We start from the raw sequence: 13,919 nt of genomic DNA on the forward strand, positions 1-13,919 counted from the left end.
TGATGTCCTGGGCATCTGCCCCTCGGCGTGGCGCTGGCTTCCACGCTCATCACAGGCTTGCCCATGATCCCCGTTTTCGGACCACCACCCGGCCGCCATCCTTATCGCCAGCGTCATGGAGCCTATGCGCTGCTGATCCGAGACGGCTCGGCGCTGGTCACGTTCCAGTTGGCGCCCGATTGCGAGTTCCAGTTGCCAGGGGGTGGAATCGATCCGGGCGAATCGGCCATCGCGGCCCTGCATCGCGAGGTTTACGAGGAAACCGGCTGGACAATCGGCACCCCGCGACGGCTTGGCACCTATCGCCGGTATTGCTTCATGCCGGATTACGATTTCTGGGCCGAAAAGATCTGCTCGGTCTGGCTGGCACGTCCGATCCGTCGTCTTGGCCCCCCGTCGGAAAAGGGCCACGAGGCGCATTGGGTGCCGTTGGACAGGCTTGAGGGGATCCTGGCCGATCCGGGGTCGCGCGCATTCGCACGCGCGCTATTGAAGCAGATCCGGGACCGCTGAGCCCAGCCAGCCGCTGCGGCCCAGATGTTCGACCAGCACGGCCGAGATGTCGTCGCTGCGCACCCCGCCGCTGTAATTCGCGGCCGACCAGCAGATCGATTCCAGAAGCGCGTTCCCGCGCAGGACCGCGTTCGTGCGCAGGATCGCTTGCAGCCCGTCATCGCCCAGCGGCTCTCCGCGCGCGTTCTCTGAATCGATCAGACCATCCGAACTGATGAAAAGCCGGTCTCCGGGATCCAGTTGCACCGAGATTTCCTCGAACTCGGCATTGGGGAAGACTCCCACCGGAAAGCCGCCCTGTCCGATCAACTCGATCCGGCCATTCGCGCGCTGCAGGACGGGATGGGGGTGGCCGGCCTGAACCAGCCGCACCCTGCCGCTTGCGATCTCAAGATCGGCATAGACCATGGTGAAATAGGAATCGGTCCGCAGCTCGGACAGCATCAGCCCGTTCAGGTGGCGCAGGATCTCGGCCGGGCTGCGCGGCTCGCCCCCCGGCAGGTCCGAGGATCGCATCGCAATATTGTGTTCCGGCTCTCCTGACAAAAGGGCAGCCAGGCGCGCACTGAGAAGTGCCGCCGCGACCCCATGCCCGGACACGTCCAGCGCAAAGAACCCGACCCGCCGCCGATCGACCGGAAAGAAGCCTACGAGATCGCCGCCGACATGCCCGGCGGGCCGCATCAGCAGCGACAGATTGAAGCTGCCGAACTGGCCATTGCGTTCGCGCACCAGCCCTTGCTGCAGGCGATGTGCCTCGCGCAGGTCGCGCTCCAGCGCGGCCTCCTTGTCGCGCAGGCGGGCAAGCGTTTCCTTCAGCTGGGTATTCGCCATGCGCAGGCTTTCCTCGACCCGCAAGATACGCTCGGCCGCGGAAAGCCGGGCAAGCAGTTCGGCCCCGGAAACCGGCTTGGTCAGGAAATCGTCCGCGCCCGCGCCCAGCCCTTCGGCCACGTCGGCCTTGTCATGGCGCGAGGTCAGCAGGATGAAATAGCCATAGCGCTCGCTGGGCAGCGCGCGAAAGCGGCGGCACAGATCCAGCCCGGCGCGACCTGGCGCCATCCAGTCCGAGATCACGATCTCGGGCGCGCGGGCGCGGCACAGGTCGATCGCCCCATCCGCATCGGCGGCCTCGATCACGTCATAGCCGGCGCGCCTCAGCTGCACCGCCAGTGCCCGCCGTTCGGCGCGGCTTTCGCCGACAAGCAGGATCAGGCGCCACGCACGCGGCGGGCCAGGGGATCTGGTATCGCTCATGCAGCCCTTCTAGGCGCGAAGGGCTGAAGCTTCGATTAATGGCGGGCATTTTCATCATCTTGCCCGGTCGGGCCGCCGCGATGGCGGCCCGTGCGGGTTCAGATCAGGAATTCCGCAAGGACCGGATCGCGGGTGATGTCGCGATAGCCGATGCCCGCCCCCTCAAGCCGCTCGCGCAGGCGGTCGAGGTTCTCGGGCGAGGTGGTCTCGATCCCGATCAGGATCGAGCCGAAGTTGCGCGCCGATTTTTTCAGGTACTCGAAACGGGCGATGTCATCGTCCGGCCCCAGAAGCTGCAGGAAGTCGCGCAATGCGCCGGGGCGCTGCGGCATCCGCAGGATGAAGTAGCGTTTCAGCCCCGAGAAGCGCTGAGCCCGCTCCTTGACCTCGGGCAGGCGCTCGAAATCGAAGTTCCCGCCGGAGCAGATGCAGACCACGCGCTTGCCGGCAAGATCGGGAATGTCGCGCAGCACGTCCACGGCGAGCGCACCGGCGGGTTCCAGCACGATGCCTTCGATGTTCAGCATCTCAAGCATGGTGGCGCAGATGCGGTCTTCGGGGGCCAGGTGGACCTGTTCGGGCCCAAATTGCCCAAGCTGGGCAAAGGGCAGGGCGCCGATCCGGGCCACGGCCGCGCCGTCGACAAAGTTGTCGACCGCGGGCAGGGTCACCGGTTCGCCCGCCTGCAACGCCGCCTGCAGGCTGGAACCGCCCTCCGGCTCGGCGAATTCGGGCCGGGTTTCGGGCGACAGCTCTTGCAGAAGCCGCGTGACGCCTGCGGACAGACCGCCCCCGCCCACCGGCAGCACCACGATGTCGGGTGCTGCGCCAAGCTGTTCCAGCATCTCCAGCCCGACGGTCGCCTGGCCCTCGATGATGTCGGGATCGTCGAAGGGCGACAGGAAGGTCGCCCCGTGTTCGCGCGAGAATTCCTGTGCGGCGGCCAGCGTCTGGTCGAAATAGTCGCCGGTCAGCACGATCTGGACCGCGCCGCCGCCAAAGATGCGGGTCTTGTCGATCTTCTGCTTCGGCGTGGTGACGGGCATGAAGATCGTGCCTTTGGCGCCGAAATGGCGACAGGCAAAGGCCATGCCTTGGGCATGGTTCCCGGCGCTGGCACAGACGAAATGGCCCTGCGCGCCGTTTGCGACCTTGCGCATGGCGTTGAAGGCCCCGCGCAGCTTGTAGCTGCGCACCGGGGTCAGATCTTCGCGTTTGAGCCAGATCTCGGCACCGTATTTCGCCGAGAGGTGGTCGTTCTTCTGAAGCGGGGTCGGCTCGAAGAGGTCGCGCAGCGCGATCTCTGCCTGGCGGACAGAGGCGGCAAAATTTTCCATGCCCCGCCAATGGCGCGAAACGGCGGATTTGGCAAGCGGGGTTGATTCAGGTCAGGGCGCGGCCTTCGACGTAATGGCCCCAAAGGGTGGTGAGCAGGGACAGTGCGAACATCCATAGCAACCAATAGACCATCAGCTGTGCGCCCAGCCACGGCCAACTCTGTTGAATGAAGGCATGGTTGTGTTCGGCAAACGGCAACTGCTGAAGTCCGTACTGCATCAGCATGTAGGGGAGCGTGATCATCGCGAGCGTGCTGGTCTTGCCGCCCGTTGCGGCCCAGCTTCGCGCGATAGGTGTCCTGTCGCCGAGCGCCGCCCCCGGAAGCGCGACACCAAGGCGCAGCAACAAGATACAAAAGAGAAAATTTCCCAAGAAGCCGAGCAGAATTGCCGCCGTCGGCAGCGCGTCGCGATTTACAATCAGCATCAGGGCGAAAATCGCCATCGCCAATGGGATTAACGCCAGGCTCAGAAAGACGGCCGTGATCACCGCCGTTTTCGCGTAGTTCAGGATTGACCGGGCGCGTCGCGCGGGAATAAAGCGTGGCTCCTCTCCCAGTAGTACGAAGCGGTGCCAGCCGACCGCGATCCAGATCGTGCAGAAGCCGATAACCAGCCCGAGTGTCGTGGCAAGAAGCCAGAACCGGCCCGCCCCAGTACTGTTCGCGACCATCTTGGGAAGCACGGTGATGAAGATTGCAAAAGCTGCAGTCTGGATCAGCGTCGGCACGAGCGAGATCGTGACCGCCTGTCGAGGGTGTCGTGCCACCATCAGGAACGCGTGTCTGAGAATGCGGAACGCCTGCATGATCCCCCCGATTTTCGCCAATCGTTATTTCCCCCTTCCCCTTGTGACAAGCGGCGAATGGGCCTATTCCCTGCCGAAATTCCTATGAGGGTTAACCGCATGACCGACGCGCCGAAGAAAGTCGTCCTTGCCTATTCGGGCGGGCTCGACACCTCGATCATCCTGAAATGGCTTCAGACAGAATACGGCTGCGAGGTCATCACCTTCACCGCCGACCTGGGCCAGGGCGAAGAACTGGAGCCGGCGCGCGCCAAGGCCGAGCTTCTGGGGATCAAGCCCGAGAACATCCACATCGTCGACGTGCGCGAGGAATTCGTGCGCGACTTCGTGTTCCCGATGTTCCGCGCCAACGCAGTCTATGAAGGGCTTTATCTGCTGGGCACGTCGATCGCGCGCCCGCTGATCTCGAAGCATCTGGTCGAACTGGCGCACAAGCACGGCGCCGATGCCGTCGCGCATGGCGCGACCGGCAAGGGCAACGACCAGGTCCGCTTCGAACTTTCGGCCTATGCGCTGGATCCTTCGATCAAGGTGATCGCGCCATGGCGGGAATGGGACCTGACCTCGCGCACCAAGCTGATCGAATTCGCCGAGACGAACCAGATCCCGATCGCCAAGGACAAGCGCGGCGAAGCGCCCTTCAGCGTCGATGCGAACCTGCTGCACACCTCGTCCGAGGGCAAGGCGCTGGAAAACCCGGCCGAGGCCGCGCCGGAATATGTGTATCAGCGCACCGTCTCGCCCGAGGAAGCGCCGAACGAACCCGAATTCCTCGAAATCACCTTCGAACAGGGTGATGCGGTCGCGATCAATGGCGAGGCGCTGTCGCCCGCCTCGATCCTGACGCGCCTGAACGAAATCGGCGGCAAGCACGGCGTCGGCCGGCTGGACTTCGTCGAGAACCGCTTCATCGGCATGAAGTCGCGCGGAATCTATGAAACCCCCGGCGGCACCGTCCTGCTGGAAGCCCATCGCGGGATCGAGCAGATCACGCTGGATTCCGGTGCGGGCCACCTGAAGGACTCGATCATGCCGCGCTATGCCGAGCTGATCTATAACGGCTTCTGGTTCAGCCCCGAACGCGAGATGCTGCAGGCGCTGATCGACAAGTCGCAGGAACATGTCACCGGCACCGTCCGCCTGAAGCTTTACAAGGGCTCGGTGCAATGCGTGGGCCGCTGGTCCGAACATTCGCTTTACAGCGAAAAGCACGTCACCTTCGAAGAAGATGCCGGCGCCTATGACCAGAAGGACGCGGCAGGCTTCATCAAGCTGAACGCCCTGCGCCTCAAGTTGATCGCGACCCGCAACGCGCGCGTCGCCGGCAAGTGATCCCGAAGGGCCGCGGTCATCACCGCGGCCCTTTCGATTCCGCCCGACTGGCGGTCAGCGCACGGTTTTTTCGTAAAAGACCCGGTCGAAGCCATCCTCGGACCGGCGGTCGACCTCGACAAAGCCCAGATGCGGATACATCGACAGGTTCGCGGTCATCTTCTGGTTCGTGTAAAGATGGACCGCGCCAAGGCCCGCCCGGCGGGCCGCTTCCTCGCAATGTTGGATCAACTGCCTGCCGACGCCCTTGCCGGTGGCCGCGGGCGTGACGGCCACGGCTTCAAGATGCATATGCCCGGCTTCGGGAAAGAATACGACATAACCCAGAAGCGCGCCCGTCGCGTCCTTGGCGATATGAACGTGACCCGCGGCGATCTGGGCCGGGAAATCGGCCTCCATCGGGGCGGGCTTGCGGCCGATCGCGGTGACATACTGGCCGTAGGCGGCATGGGCGCAGGCCCGGATGGCGGCTTCGTCGGCGGGAAGGGCGGGGCGGATCGGATCTTGCTGCATGGGCGCAGTCGATCACGCGGTGAGGCCACAGGCAATACGGGATTCCTTTCCCGAGCATTCCCCGCCACTATGGCCGCGAACCTCTGAAGAAGGCTGCCCCCATGACCCGCCCTGCCCATATCGCCATCGTCACAGTCTCGGACCGCGCGAGTCGCGGCGAATACGAGGACAAGGGCGGGCCGGGCGCCGAGGACTGGCTGCGCGCCACCATCACCTCGCCCCTCGAGATCACGCGCACCATCATCCCCGATGGCCGCGAGTCGGTTGCGGACACGCTGCGCACGCTGTGTGACCACAAGGGCGCCGACCTGATCCTGATCACCGGCGGCACCGGACCCGCCCCGCGCGACCTGACGCCCGAGGGCATGGCCGACATCATGGAAAAGGAACTGCCCGGTTTCGGCGAGGAGATGCGCCGCGCCAGCCTGTGCGAGGTGCCGACCGCGATCCTGTCGCGCCAGACGGCGGGCATTCGCCGGCGGACGCTGATGATCACCATTCCCGGCAAGCCCTCGGCCATAGCGACCTGCCTTGATGCGGTCTTTGCCGCCGTGCCCTATTGTCTTGATCTGATCGGGGCGGCCCGGATCGAAACGGACCCCGCCCGGATCGTCGCCTTCCGGCCGAAGAAATGACGGGAAAACTGGACAAAGCCGGTGTGCCGGTGTCCCATGGCCCGGAACGGCCGCGGCGCAGGGACGATGTCGCGGGGCAGGTGAAAGGACGGAACAGCGATGGCCGATGATCCCTACAAGGCGCTGGGTCTGGGCAAGAACGCCAGCCAGGACGAGATCAAGAAGGCCTATCGCAAGATCGCCAAGACCGATCACCCGGACCTGAACCCGGATCCCAAGGCGCATGAGCGTTTCAAGGCGGCGTCATCGGCCTATGACCTGCTGAAAGACGCCGAGCAGCGTGCCCGTTTCGACCGGGGCGAGATCGACGCCTCGGGACAGGAGCAGGCTCAACGGCATTATTACCGCGATTATGCCCAGGCGGGCGACAATCCCTATCGCCAGGGCACGCAGGATTTCGACGATTTGTCAGAGGTGTTCTCGGACCTGTTCGGGCAGGGTGGCGCCCGGCGCCGGGGCGGGGCGCGCAGCTTCGACATGCGCGGTCAGGACCAGCGCTTCACGATGGAGATCGACTTCATGACCGCCGCACGGGGCGGGTCGACCCGGATCACCATGCCCGATGGCGCGGTGCTGGAGGTCAAGATTCCCGAAGGCGCGCATGACGGCCAGATCATCCGCCTGCGCGGCAAGGGCGGCGCGGGCTATGGCGACGGCGGACCGGGCGACGCGCTGCTGACGCTGGTGGTCGCCGACGATCCCGAATGGCGAAGGGACGGGAACGACCTGGAAACCACCCTGCCGATCACGCTGGACGAGGCGATCCTGGGCGGCAAGGTCGAGGCCGAGACAATCGACGGCCCCGTCATGCTGACCGTCCCGCGGGGTGCAAGCTCGGGCCAGAAGTTGCGTTTGAAGGGGCGGGGCCTGCGTGGCGAAGGCGGCAAGCGCGGCGATCAGCATGTCGTGCTGAAGGTCGTGATGCCGCCGCAGATCGACGACGAACTGGCGCGCTTCATGGAAAACTGGCGACAGGAACACGTCTACGATCCCAGGAGGGGCAAATGACGCGCCGCCATTTCTCGCTGACCGAAGTGCTGGTGCAGTTGCCCGAACTGACGCGCTCCCAGCTGGAAAGCTATATCCGCAGCGGTGTCGTCCTGCCCGTGCAGTCGCAGGAAGGCCCGCTGTTCCGCGAACTGGACATCGCGCGCCTGCATCTGGTCGTGGATCTGTCCGAAGGCTATCACCTTGACGAAGAGGCACTGGCCCTTGTCCTGTCGCTGGTGGACCAGCTGCACGGATTGCGCGGCGACATGTGCGCGATCCTTGACGCCGTGGCGCGCGAGCCGGTCGAGACGCGCGCCCGCCTGAAGACCGCCATTCGCGAGGTGCGCGTGGTGACGCGCGACTAAAGGTCACGAAAGCGTCATCAGCCCGATAACAGGGCGTTACATCATCGCGCCAAATCCGCGGGGGAAACGCCAACCCCCGAGGATTGCATGAGCTTTCGCCTGACCCTTTGCTCGATCGCTGCGCTGTCGGCCGCCGCGCCGGCCTTTGCCGAGCCGGTCTTCAACCGCATCTCCAGCTTCGCCACCGCCGACAACATGGCCGAAGGCGAGGATCGCGCCCGCGCGACTTCGGCCGAAATCATGACCGCGACGGCCGATGGGATGGAGCTGATCTATTCCGACAGTCCGCTGAACGCGATCGGGCTGATCGACATCGCCGATCCCAAGGCACCGAAGCCTCTTGGCAACATCGCCATGGATGGCGAACCGACGACCACCGTCGTTCTGGGCGAGCGCGCCTTTGTCGGCGTGAACACTTCGGAAAGTTTCACCCAACCGTCGGGCGTGCTGCGGACAGTCGACCTGACCTCGAAACAGGTGGTGGCGAATTGCGACCTCGGCGGGCAGCCCGATTCCGTCGCGCTGTCGCCCAAGGGCGACATGCTGGCCGTCGCGATCGAGAATGAGCGCGACGAGGACGTCAATGACGGCGCCCTGCCGCAGATGCCCGCAGGCTTCGTCGTTCGCCTGCCGATCAAGGCGGGAGAGGTTGATTGCGCAGGCAAGCAGGTCGTCGATCTGACCGGGCTGGCAGCCATCGCGCCCGAAGATCCCGAACCGGAATATGTCGATTTCAACGCGAATGGCGATCTGGTCGTCACCTTGCAGGAAAACAACTACCTCGTGGTCATCGGCGCAGATGGCAAGGTCGCCTCGCATTTCAGCGCGGGCACGGTGGATCTGGATGGGATCGACACGGAAAAGGACGGCAGGCTGGACTTTACCGGCAGCCTCAAGGCTGTCCCGCGCGAACCCGACACGCTTGCATGGCTGGATAACGACCATTTCGCCACGGCCAATGAAGGCGACTGGAAGGGCGGCTCGCGCGGGTTCACCATCTGGAACCGCGACGGCTCGGTCGTCTATGACGCCGGGAACAGCTTCGAACACGCGCTGATCCGCATCGGACATTACCCCGACAAGCGGTCGGACAAGAAGGGCGTCGAACCCGAGGCGCTGAAATACGCCGAGTTCGACGGCAGGAAGCTGCTATTCGTCGGGTCCGAGCGCGGCAGCGCGATCGGTGTCTATGACGTCGCCAATCCCGCCCAGCCGGTGCTGACCCAGATCCTGCCTTCGGGCATCGGTCCCGAGGGGCTGGTGACGATTCCGCAGCGCAACCTTTTCGCCAGTGCGAATGAAACCGACCTCGGCGAGGACGGCGCCGCCCGCGCCCATGTCATGATCTTTGAGCGTGCGGAAGGCGAGCCGGCCTATCCGACCATTGCCTCGACCGAGGACGACCTGATCGGCTGGGGTGCCCTGTCGGGCCTGACCGTCGATCCCACGGACCCCTCGGTGCTGTATGCGATCAGCGACAGCGCATATGCCAATCAGCCCTCGATCTATCGGGTCGAGACTGGTGCGAAGCCCGCCCGCATCACTGCGAGGATCGTGGTCAGCAAGGATGGAAAACCTGCCGAAAAGCTGGACCTTGAAGGTATCAGCGCGGACGGCAACGGCGGCTTCTGGCTGGCAAGCGAGGGGAATCCCGAAAAGGAAATTCCGCACCAGATCCTGCATGTCGGGGCCGATGGAGCGATTGCCCAGCAGGTGGAACTGCCCGCCGACCTGACCGCCGGTTCGACCCGCTTTGGTCTGGAAGGCATTGCGCTGGCCCCCGACGGGAAGCTGTGGATGGCCGTCCAACGCGAATGGAAGGATGATCCCAAGGGCCAGACGAAGCTGCTGCAATTCGATCCCGCCTCGGGTGATTGGGCCGGGGTCCGCTATCCGCTGGAATCGGGCGAAGGCTGGGTCGGCCTGTCCGAGATCGCGGTCCACGGCGACAATCTTTACCTGATCGAGCGCGACAATCTGATCGGTCAGGCGGCCAAGCTGAAGCAGGTGACGTCGGTCGCACTGGCCGACCTGAAACCCGCTCCGCTGGGGGGCGACCTGCCGGTCGTCAGCAAACAGGTTGTCCGTGACCTGTTGCCCGACCTGAAGCAGTGGAACGGCTATGTCCAGGACAAGGTCGAAAGCCTCGCGATCACCCCCGATGGCACGGCCTGGGTCGCGACCGACAATGACGGCGTCGACGATTCCTCGGGTGAAACCTTCCTGTGGTCCTTCCGCATGTAGCTCTCAGGACCGGGGCGGTGCGCCCGTCTTGCGCAAGGGCAGGCTGGCCATGATGGCCAGCCTTTCCGTTTCGGTCATCCCGCCCCAGCGCGTGATCTCGTCTATCGAGCGCAGGCAGCCGATACACAGCCGCGTCGCGGGGTCGATCTGGCAGATGTCGATGCAGGGCGACGACGGCTTCATCCCAGGTGGCGCATCCGGTCCAGCGCGCCTTGCAGGATATAGCCCGCGGCAACCTGGTCGATGACCTCGGCCCGTCGCTTGCGCGAGGTGTCGGCCTCCAGCAGCGCGCGCTCGGCCGCGACGGTGGACAGACGCTCATCCCAGAAGCTGATGGGCAGGGGGGTCAGCCGTTCGAGATTGCGGGCAAACGCGCGGGTCGATTGCGCCCGCGGTCCCTCGCTGCCATCCATGTTCCGGGGCAGGCCAAGGATTAGCCCGACCAGCGCCCGTTCCGCGGCGATTTTCAGCAGCGCCTGTGCGTCCAGCGTGAATTTCTCGCGCCGGATCACCGTGATGGGCGAGGCGACGCCGCGCAGCCCGTCGCTGACCGCGACGCCGATGGTCTTGGTGCCCAGGTCCAGCCCGGCGATTGCCCCCGCGCGCGGCAGAAGCGCGGTGAATTCCTCGATCGTCTCGCAGATCATTTCAGCCCCGATTTCTTGCCCGCTACCTCGACCACGTCGAGCGCTTCGGGGATTGCGGCAAAGCGCATCCGCGCCTCGCCCAGAATATCCTGCGCATGGTCATTCTGCCCAAGCACGACAAGCGCCGAAATCAGCCGCGCCCATTCTTCGGGCGTGCCGCCCTGGGTCGCAAGCCGGGCTTCCAGCCCCTTGACCATGCCCTCGATCATCTTCTGCCGTTCATCGGGGGACATGTTCTCGGCCGCGGCCATCGCCGCCTCGTCGGGGCGCGGCATGGGCGAACCTTCGGGCGCGACATAGTCGGGACGCCCTGCGAACCACGCAAGATCGCCGATCGCCAGGCGCAGCGGCGCGGCCCAGGGCTCTGCGTCATGGCCTTCCTCCAGCAGCGCGGCCCAGATCGGGAAGGCCCGGTCGGGACGTCCGTTCTGGATCTGGACCAATCCCGCCATATAGCGCGCCTGCGCATTCTGCGGCTCAAGCTTCAGGGCGGCGTTCAGCTCGGTCTCGGCATCGCGGGTGATCAAGCCGCCCGCGGCCTCGGCGGTCAACGCGGCAAGGCGCAGGTGGTCGTCGGCCGCTGCCCCGTCGCCCTTCAGCGCGACAAGCCGGGCCTGCGCCTGTTTCGCGGCGACAAGATTGCCAAGCCGCTCTTCATGCATGGCCAGCAATTCCTGCCCGCGCTGGTCGTCCGGGTTATTGGCGACGGTGGCCCGCAGCTGGTCGATCAACGCCAGATATTCGGCATCGGGCGTCGGTCGCTCGGGCTTCGGCGCGACCTTTTCTGCCTCGGCCTGGCTGGGACGGTTGGCGTAGAAGGCATTGGCATCGGCGATCCGCTGGGCCAGCGGCTCGTCCGGCATCTTGGGGGCACCGATGCGCTGATACAGCAGGACCGCCCCGACCAGCAGCAGGACCAGCACCAGCATCGCGACAGGCCCGCCCGGAGCACGTCCGGCCGCGCCTTCGCGTGCCAGCGCGCGGTCCGCGGCAAGCACCTTGCGCCCGACCTCGTTGCGCAGGCGAACGGCCTCGGCCGGTTCGACCAGCCCACGGTCCAGATCTCGCTCGATCTCGCGCAGCTGGTCGCGATAGATGCGCAGGTCATAGGCGGCTGCCGGTTCCTCGCCCGCTTGCCGCCGCCGGATCAGCGGTGCCGCGATGGCGATTGCCACGATGGCCGTCATGGCGGCGCAGATGATCCAGAACATCGCATATACTCCCCGGCGCCCAGCCGGCGCACATGCCTCATACCGTTTTCGGGCGCGCGGCAAAAGTCAAAGAGCCGTGCCATGTCCGGACGGAAGATCTGCGCCCCGGCCTGACGCATTTCGACAATTCGCCCGTCGCAAGCCCGCTTGCCGGATTGGGGCCGAGGCTTCACTCTGCGCGATGAGAGTCTCGAAAGGTCCGCACATGTCTGCCAACCCCGCCTCAAAAAGCACCGGCCGCTATTCGGTCTTTGCCATCGCGCGCGAGGCGATGCGCCTGCATACCGGCTGGAAACGGGCCTGGGCCAGCCCCGAGCCGCGCAAGAAATATCAGGTGGTCATCGTCGGGGCCGGAGGGCACGGGTTGGCGACCGCCTATTACCTTGGCAAGAACTTTGGCATCACCGATGTCGCGATCATCGAAAAGGGATGGCTGGGCGGCGGCAATACCGGCCGGAACACGACCATCATCCGGTCGAACTATCTGCAGGACCCGTCGGCCGCGATCTATGACAAGGCTTTGAAGCTTTACGAGAACCTGTCGCAGGATCTGAACTACAACGTCATGTTCAGCCCGCGCGGCCTGTTGATGCTGGCCCAGACCGAACACGAGGTCCGGGGCTACAAGCGCACCGTCTATGCCAACCAGTTGCAGGGCGTCTCGACCGACTGGGTCACGCCCGAGCAGATCAAGCAGATGCTGCCGATCATCAACATCGACGGACCGCGATATCCTGTCCTTGGCGGGCTCTATCAGGCGCGCGGCGGCACGGCGCGGCACGACGCTGTCGCCTGGGGCTATGCGCGGGCCTGTTCGGCCATGGGCATGCACATTATCCAGAATTGCGAAGTCACCGGGATCGAGACGGCAGGCGGAGTGGTCCGCGCGGTGAATACCGGCAAGGGCCGGATCGAATGCGACAAGCTGGCGCTTGTGGTGGCCGGCCACTCCTCGGTCCTGGCCGAGAAGGCGGGGTTCCGCCTGCCGATCGAGTCGATGGCCCTGCAGGCGTTGGTCAGCGAGCCGATCAAACCCTGCTGCGATCTGGTCATCATGGCGAACACGGTCCACGGCTATCTGTCGCAATCCGACAAGGGCGAGATGGTGATCGGCGGCGGCACCGACGGGTTCAACAACTATTCCCAGCGCGGCTCGTGGCAGCATGTCGAGGAAACCGTCCGCGCGCTGATCGAGACCTTCCCGATGCTGTCGCGGCTGAAGATGCTGCGCCAATGGGGCGGGATCGTCGACATGACTGGCGACCGCTCGCCCATCCTGTCGACGACTCCGGTCGGCAACATCTTCGTCAACTGCGGTTGGGGCACCGGCGGCTTCAAGGCCATTCCGGGCTCGGGCTGGGCCATGGCCGAGTTGGTGGCCAATGGCACGCCCGGCCCCCTGACCGCCGAATTCGGTCTGAACCGATTCAGCGAGGGCCGCTTCATCGACGAAAGCGTGGCGGCGGGGGTCGCCCACTGATGGCGATAGCGCGCGATGCCCTGCCGGCAGAGCGGCTGGCAAAGCGGGACTTCGCCGATCGTGCACGCGCGCGAAAAGTGCTGCGAAATCAATGGAACTCTTTTTCGGCTGGCGCATTGGTGGGTTACGTCACCATGACCAAGGAGTTTTCTTCATGGCCGAACAGAACAAGAGCAACCTGTGGCTCATCATCGGCGCGATCGTCGTCGTCCTGGCCGTCATCTACTGGTACATGTCCGGCGGAACGCCCGAGCCGACCGCTCCGGCCGACACCGGCGCAGCAACGACCCCGGCACCGGCAGCGGAAACGCCAGCACCCGCCGATGGCGCTGTCAGCGTCGAGCCTGCGACCCCGGCCACGCCTGCTCCGGCCACGCCCGCTCCGGAACCCGCTCCTGCCGAACCGGCGCCCGCTGGCACCACGCCGCCGGCCAACTGATCTGATCCTGACGGCGGCCAAGGCCGCCCGTCCGATCGCGATCCGGGGGGCGCTTGCGTCCCTCGGATCAATCTTGTGCAAGGGTCGTGACGCGATATTGCGCGCGCCTTGCGCCGAATCCTTCGCCCCGCTTTTCGCGGGCGCTGGG

Annotated in this window: 15 protein-coding genes; 8 read left to right on the plus strand and 7 right to left on the minus strand. The window is 65.2% G+C overall.

All coding sequences use genetic code 11. The annotated features are described in order from the left end of the window. The first annotated feature begins 63 nt into the window (after positions 1 to 63). The gene (locus ACO2Q4_RS02025) at positions 64 to 513 is read left to right on the plus strand and encodes an NUDIX domain-containing protein (RefSeq protein ID WP_423316986.1); all 450 of its coding nucleotides are present in this window, start codon (positions 64 to 66) and stop codon (positions 511 to 513) included. On the opposite strand, the gene ACO2Q4_RS02030 is transcribed toward ACO2Q4_RS02025, so the two are convergent. The 3 genes from ACO2Q4_RS02030 to ACO2Q4_RS02040 all read right to left on the minus strand — a co-directional run bounded on the left by ACO2Q4_RS02030 (position 487) and on the right by ACO2Q4_RS02040 (position 3,936). Continuing rightward, on the minus strand, positions 487 to 1,770 hold the full coding sequence (locus tag ACO2Q4_RS02030; protein ID WP_395134960.1) for a PP2C family protein-serine/threonine phosphatase: 1,284 nt from the start codon (positions 1,768 to 1,770) through the stop codon (positions 487 to 489). The two genes, ACO2Q4_RS02025 and ACO2Q4_RS02030, sit on opposite strands and share 27 nt — an antisense overlap. 98 nt (positions 1,771 to 1,868) lie before the next feature. Beyond that, positions 1,869 to 3,107, minus strand: a complete 1,239-nt coding sequence (gene ilvA, locus ACO2Q4_RS02035; protein WP_311760654.1) for a threonine ammonia-lyase IlvA — start codon at positions 3,105 to 3,107, stop codon at positions 1,869 to 1,871. A 46-nt stretch (positions 3,108 to 3,153) separates the two neighbouring features. Then, on the minus strand, positions 3,154 to 3,936 hold the full coding sequence (locus ACO2Q4_RS02040; protein ID WP_423316989.1) for a hypothetical protein: 783 nt from the start codon (positions 3,934 to 3,936) through the stop codon (positions 3,154 to 3,156). A gap of 78 nt (positions 3,937 to 4,014) precedes the next feature. On the opposite strand from ACO2Q4_RS02040, the gene ACO2Q4_RS02045 reads away from it, so the two are divergent. Further along, positions 4,015 to 5,247 (plus strand): argininosuccinate synthase, encoded by a 1,233-nt coding sequence (locus ACO2Q4_RS02045; protein WP_311760652.1) that lies wholly within the window; start codon positions 4,015 to 4,017, stop codon positions 5,245 to 5,247. 54 nt (positions 5,248 to 5,301) lie between these two features. Here ACO2Q4_RS02045 and ACO2Q4_RS02050 read toward each other — a convergent pair whose 3' ends face one another. Next, positions 5,302 to 5,760 (minus strand): GNAT family N-acetyltransferase, encoded by a 459-nt coding sequence (locus ACO2Q4_RS02050; RefSeq protein ID WP_423316991.1) that lies wholly within the window; start codon positions 5,758 to 5,760, stop codon positions 5,302 to 5,304. A 101-nt stretch (positions 5,761 to 5,861) separates the two neighbouring features. On the opposite strand from ACO2Q4_RS02050, the gene mog reads away from it, so the two are divergent. From mog to ACO2Q4_RS02070, 4 genes are all read left to right on the plus strand, one after another. Further along, on the plus strand, positions 5,862 to 6,395 hold the full coding sequence (gene mog, locus ACO2Q4_RS02055; RefSeq protein ID WP_423316993.1) for a molybdopterin adenylyltransferase: 534 nt from the start codon (positions 5,862 to 5,864) through the stop codon (positions 6,393 to 6,395). A 99-nt stretch (positions 6,396 to 6,494) separates the two neighbouring features. Continuing rightward, entirely contained in the window at positions 6,495 to 7,403 is a 909-nt protein-coding gene (locus ACO2Q4_RS02060) for a DnaJ C-terminal domain-containing protein (protein WP_395134956.1), read from the plus strand. Further along, positions 7,400 to 7,750 carry a hypothetical protein gene (locus ACO2Q4_RS02065; protein WP_311760648.1) on the plus strand — a complete coding sequence of 117 codons (351 nt, stop codon included), beginning with the start codon at positions 7,400 to 7,402 and terminating at the stop codon, positions 7,748 to 7,750. The genes ACO2Q4_RS02060 and ACO2Q4_RS02065 overlap by 4 nt, the downstream gene beginning before the upstream one ends. Positions 7,751 to 7,837: 87 nt before the next feature. Further along, entirely contained in the window at positions 7,838 to 9,994 is a 2,157-nt protein-coding gene (locus ACO2Q4_RS02070) for an esterase-like activity of phytase family protein (protein WP_423316996.1), read from the plus strand. A gap of 3 nt (positions 9,995 to 9,997) precedes the next feature. Here the strand turns inward: ACO2Q4_RS02070 and ACO2Q4_RS02075 are convergent, their stop codons facing one another. Genes ACO2Q4_RS02075 through ccmI form a run of 3 tightly spaced genes read right to left on the minus strand, consistent with a single transcriptional unit; the run spans position 9,998 to position 11,852 of the window. Beyond that, entirely contained in the window at positions 9,998 to 10,177 is a 180-nt protein-coding gene (locus ACO2Q4_RS02075; RefSeq protein WP_423316998.1) for a DUF1289 domain-containing protein, read from the minus strand. Then, entirely contained in the window at positions 10,174 to 10,641 is a 468-nt protein-coding gene (gene ruvX, locus ACO2Q4_RS02080; RefSeq protein ID WP_311760645.1) for a Holliday junction resolvase RuvX, read from the minus strand. Before ruvX ends, ACO2Q4_RS02075 begins: the two co-directional genes overlap by 4 nt. Next, positions 10,638 to 11,852 (minus strand): c-type cytochrome biogenesis protein CcmI, encoded by a 1,215-nt coding sequence (gene ccmI / locus ACO2Q4_RS02085; RefSeq protein WP_423317001.1) that lies wholly within the window; start codon positions 11,850 to 11,852, stop codon positions 10,638 to 10,640. Before ccmI ends, ruvX begins: the two co-directional genes overlap by 4 nt. 205 nt (positions 11,853 to 12,057) lie before the next feature. Here ccmI and ACO2Q4_RS02090 point away from each other — a divergent pair, with 205 nt between their 5' ends. Together ACO2Q4_RS02090 and ACO2Q4_RS02095 are read left to right on the plus strand one after the other, a co-directional pair. After that, positions 12,058 to 13,332, plus strand: a complete 1,275-nt coding sequence (locus tag ACO2Q4_RS02090) for a sarcosine oxidase subunit beta family protein (protein WP_423317003.1) — start codon at positions 12,058 to 12,060, stop codon at positions 13,330 to 13,332. A gap of 154 nt (positions 13,333 to 13,486) precedes the next feature. Beyond that, the gene (locus tag ACO2Q4_RS02095) at positions 13,487 to 13,771 is read left to right on the plus strand and encodes a hypothetical protein (protein ID WP_311760642.1); all 285 of its coding nucleotides are present in this window, start codon (positions 13,487 to 13,489) and stop codon (positions 13,769 to 13,771) included. Positions 13,772 to 13,919: the final 148 nt, after the last annotated feature.

The organism is Paracoccus sp. KR1-242, from assembly GCF_049446195.1.
Taxonomy (GTDB): Bacteria; Pseudomonadota; Alphaproteobacteria; order Rhodobacterales; family Rhodobacteraceae; genus Paracoccus; species Paracoccus broussonetiae.

Coding starts and splice junctions, on each gene's coding strand:
- ilvA (WP_311760654.1), bottom strand. CDS start 3,107: ATGGAAAATTTTGCCGCCTCTGTCCGCCAGGCAGAGATCGCGCTGCGC.
- ACO2Q4_RS02060 (WP_395134956.1), top strand. CDS start 6,495: ATGGCCGATGATCCCTACAAGGCGCTGGGTCTGGGCAAGAACGCCAGC.
- ACO2Q4_RS02025 (WP_423316986.1), top strand. CDS start 64: ATGATCCCCGTTTTCGGACCACCACCCGGCCGCCATCCTTATCGCCAG.
- ccmI (WP_423317001.1), bottom strand. CDS start 11,852: ATGTTCTGGATCATCTGCGCCGCCATGACGGCCATCGTGGCAATCGCC.
- ruvX (WP_311760645.1), bottom strand. CDS start 10,641: ATGATCTGCGAGACGATCGAGGAATTCACCGCGCTTCTGCCGCGCGCG.
- ACO2Q4_RS02065 (WP_311760648.1), top strand. CDS start 7,400: ATGACGCGCCGCCATTTCTCGCTGACCGAAGTGCTGGTGCAGTTGCCC.
- ACO2Q4_RS02070 (WP_423316996.1), top strand. CDS start 7,838: ATGAGCTTTCGCCTGACCCTTTGCTCGATCGCTGCGCTGTCGGCCGCC.
- ACO2Q4_RS02045 (WP_311760652.1), top strand. CDS start 4,015: ATGACCGACGCGCCGAAGAAAGTCGTCCTTGCCTATTCGGGCGGGCTC.
- ACO2Q4_RS02050 (WP_423316991.1), bottom strand. CDS start 5,760: ATGCAGCAAGATCCGATCCGCCCCGCCCTTCCCGCCGACGAAGCCGCC.
- ACO2Q4_RS02075 (WP_423316998.1), bottom strand. CDS start 10,177: ATGAAGCCGTCGTCGCCCTGCATCGACATCTGCCAGATCGACCCCGCG.
- ACO2Q4_RS02095 (WP_311760642.1), top strand. CDS start 13,487: ATGGCCGAACAGAACAAGAGCAACCTGTGGCTCATCATCGGCGCGATC.
- ACO2Q4_RS02030 (WP_395134960.1), bottom strand. CDS start 1,770: ATGAGCGATACCAGATCCCCTGGCCCGCCGCGTGCGTGGCGCCTGATC.
- mog (WP_423316993.1), top strand. CDS start 5,862: ATGACCCGCCCTGCCCATATCGCCATCGTCACAGTCTCGGACCGCGCG.
- ACO2Q4_RS02090 (WP_423317003.1), top strand. CDS start 12,058: ATGTCTGCCAACCCCGCCTCAAAAAGCACCGGCCGCTATTCGGTCTTT.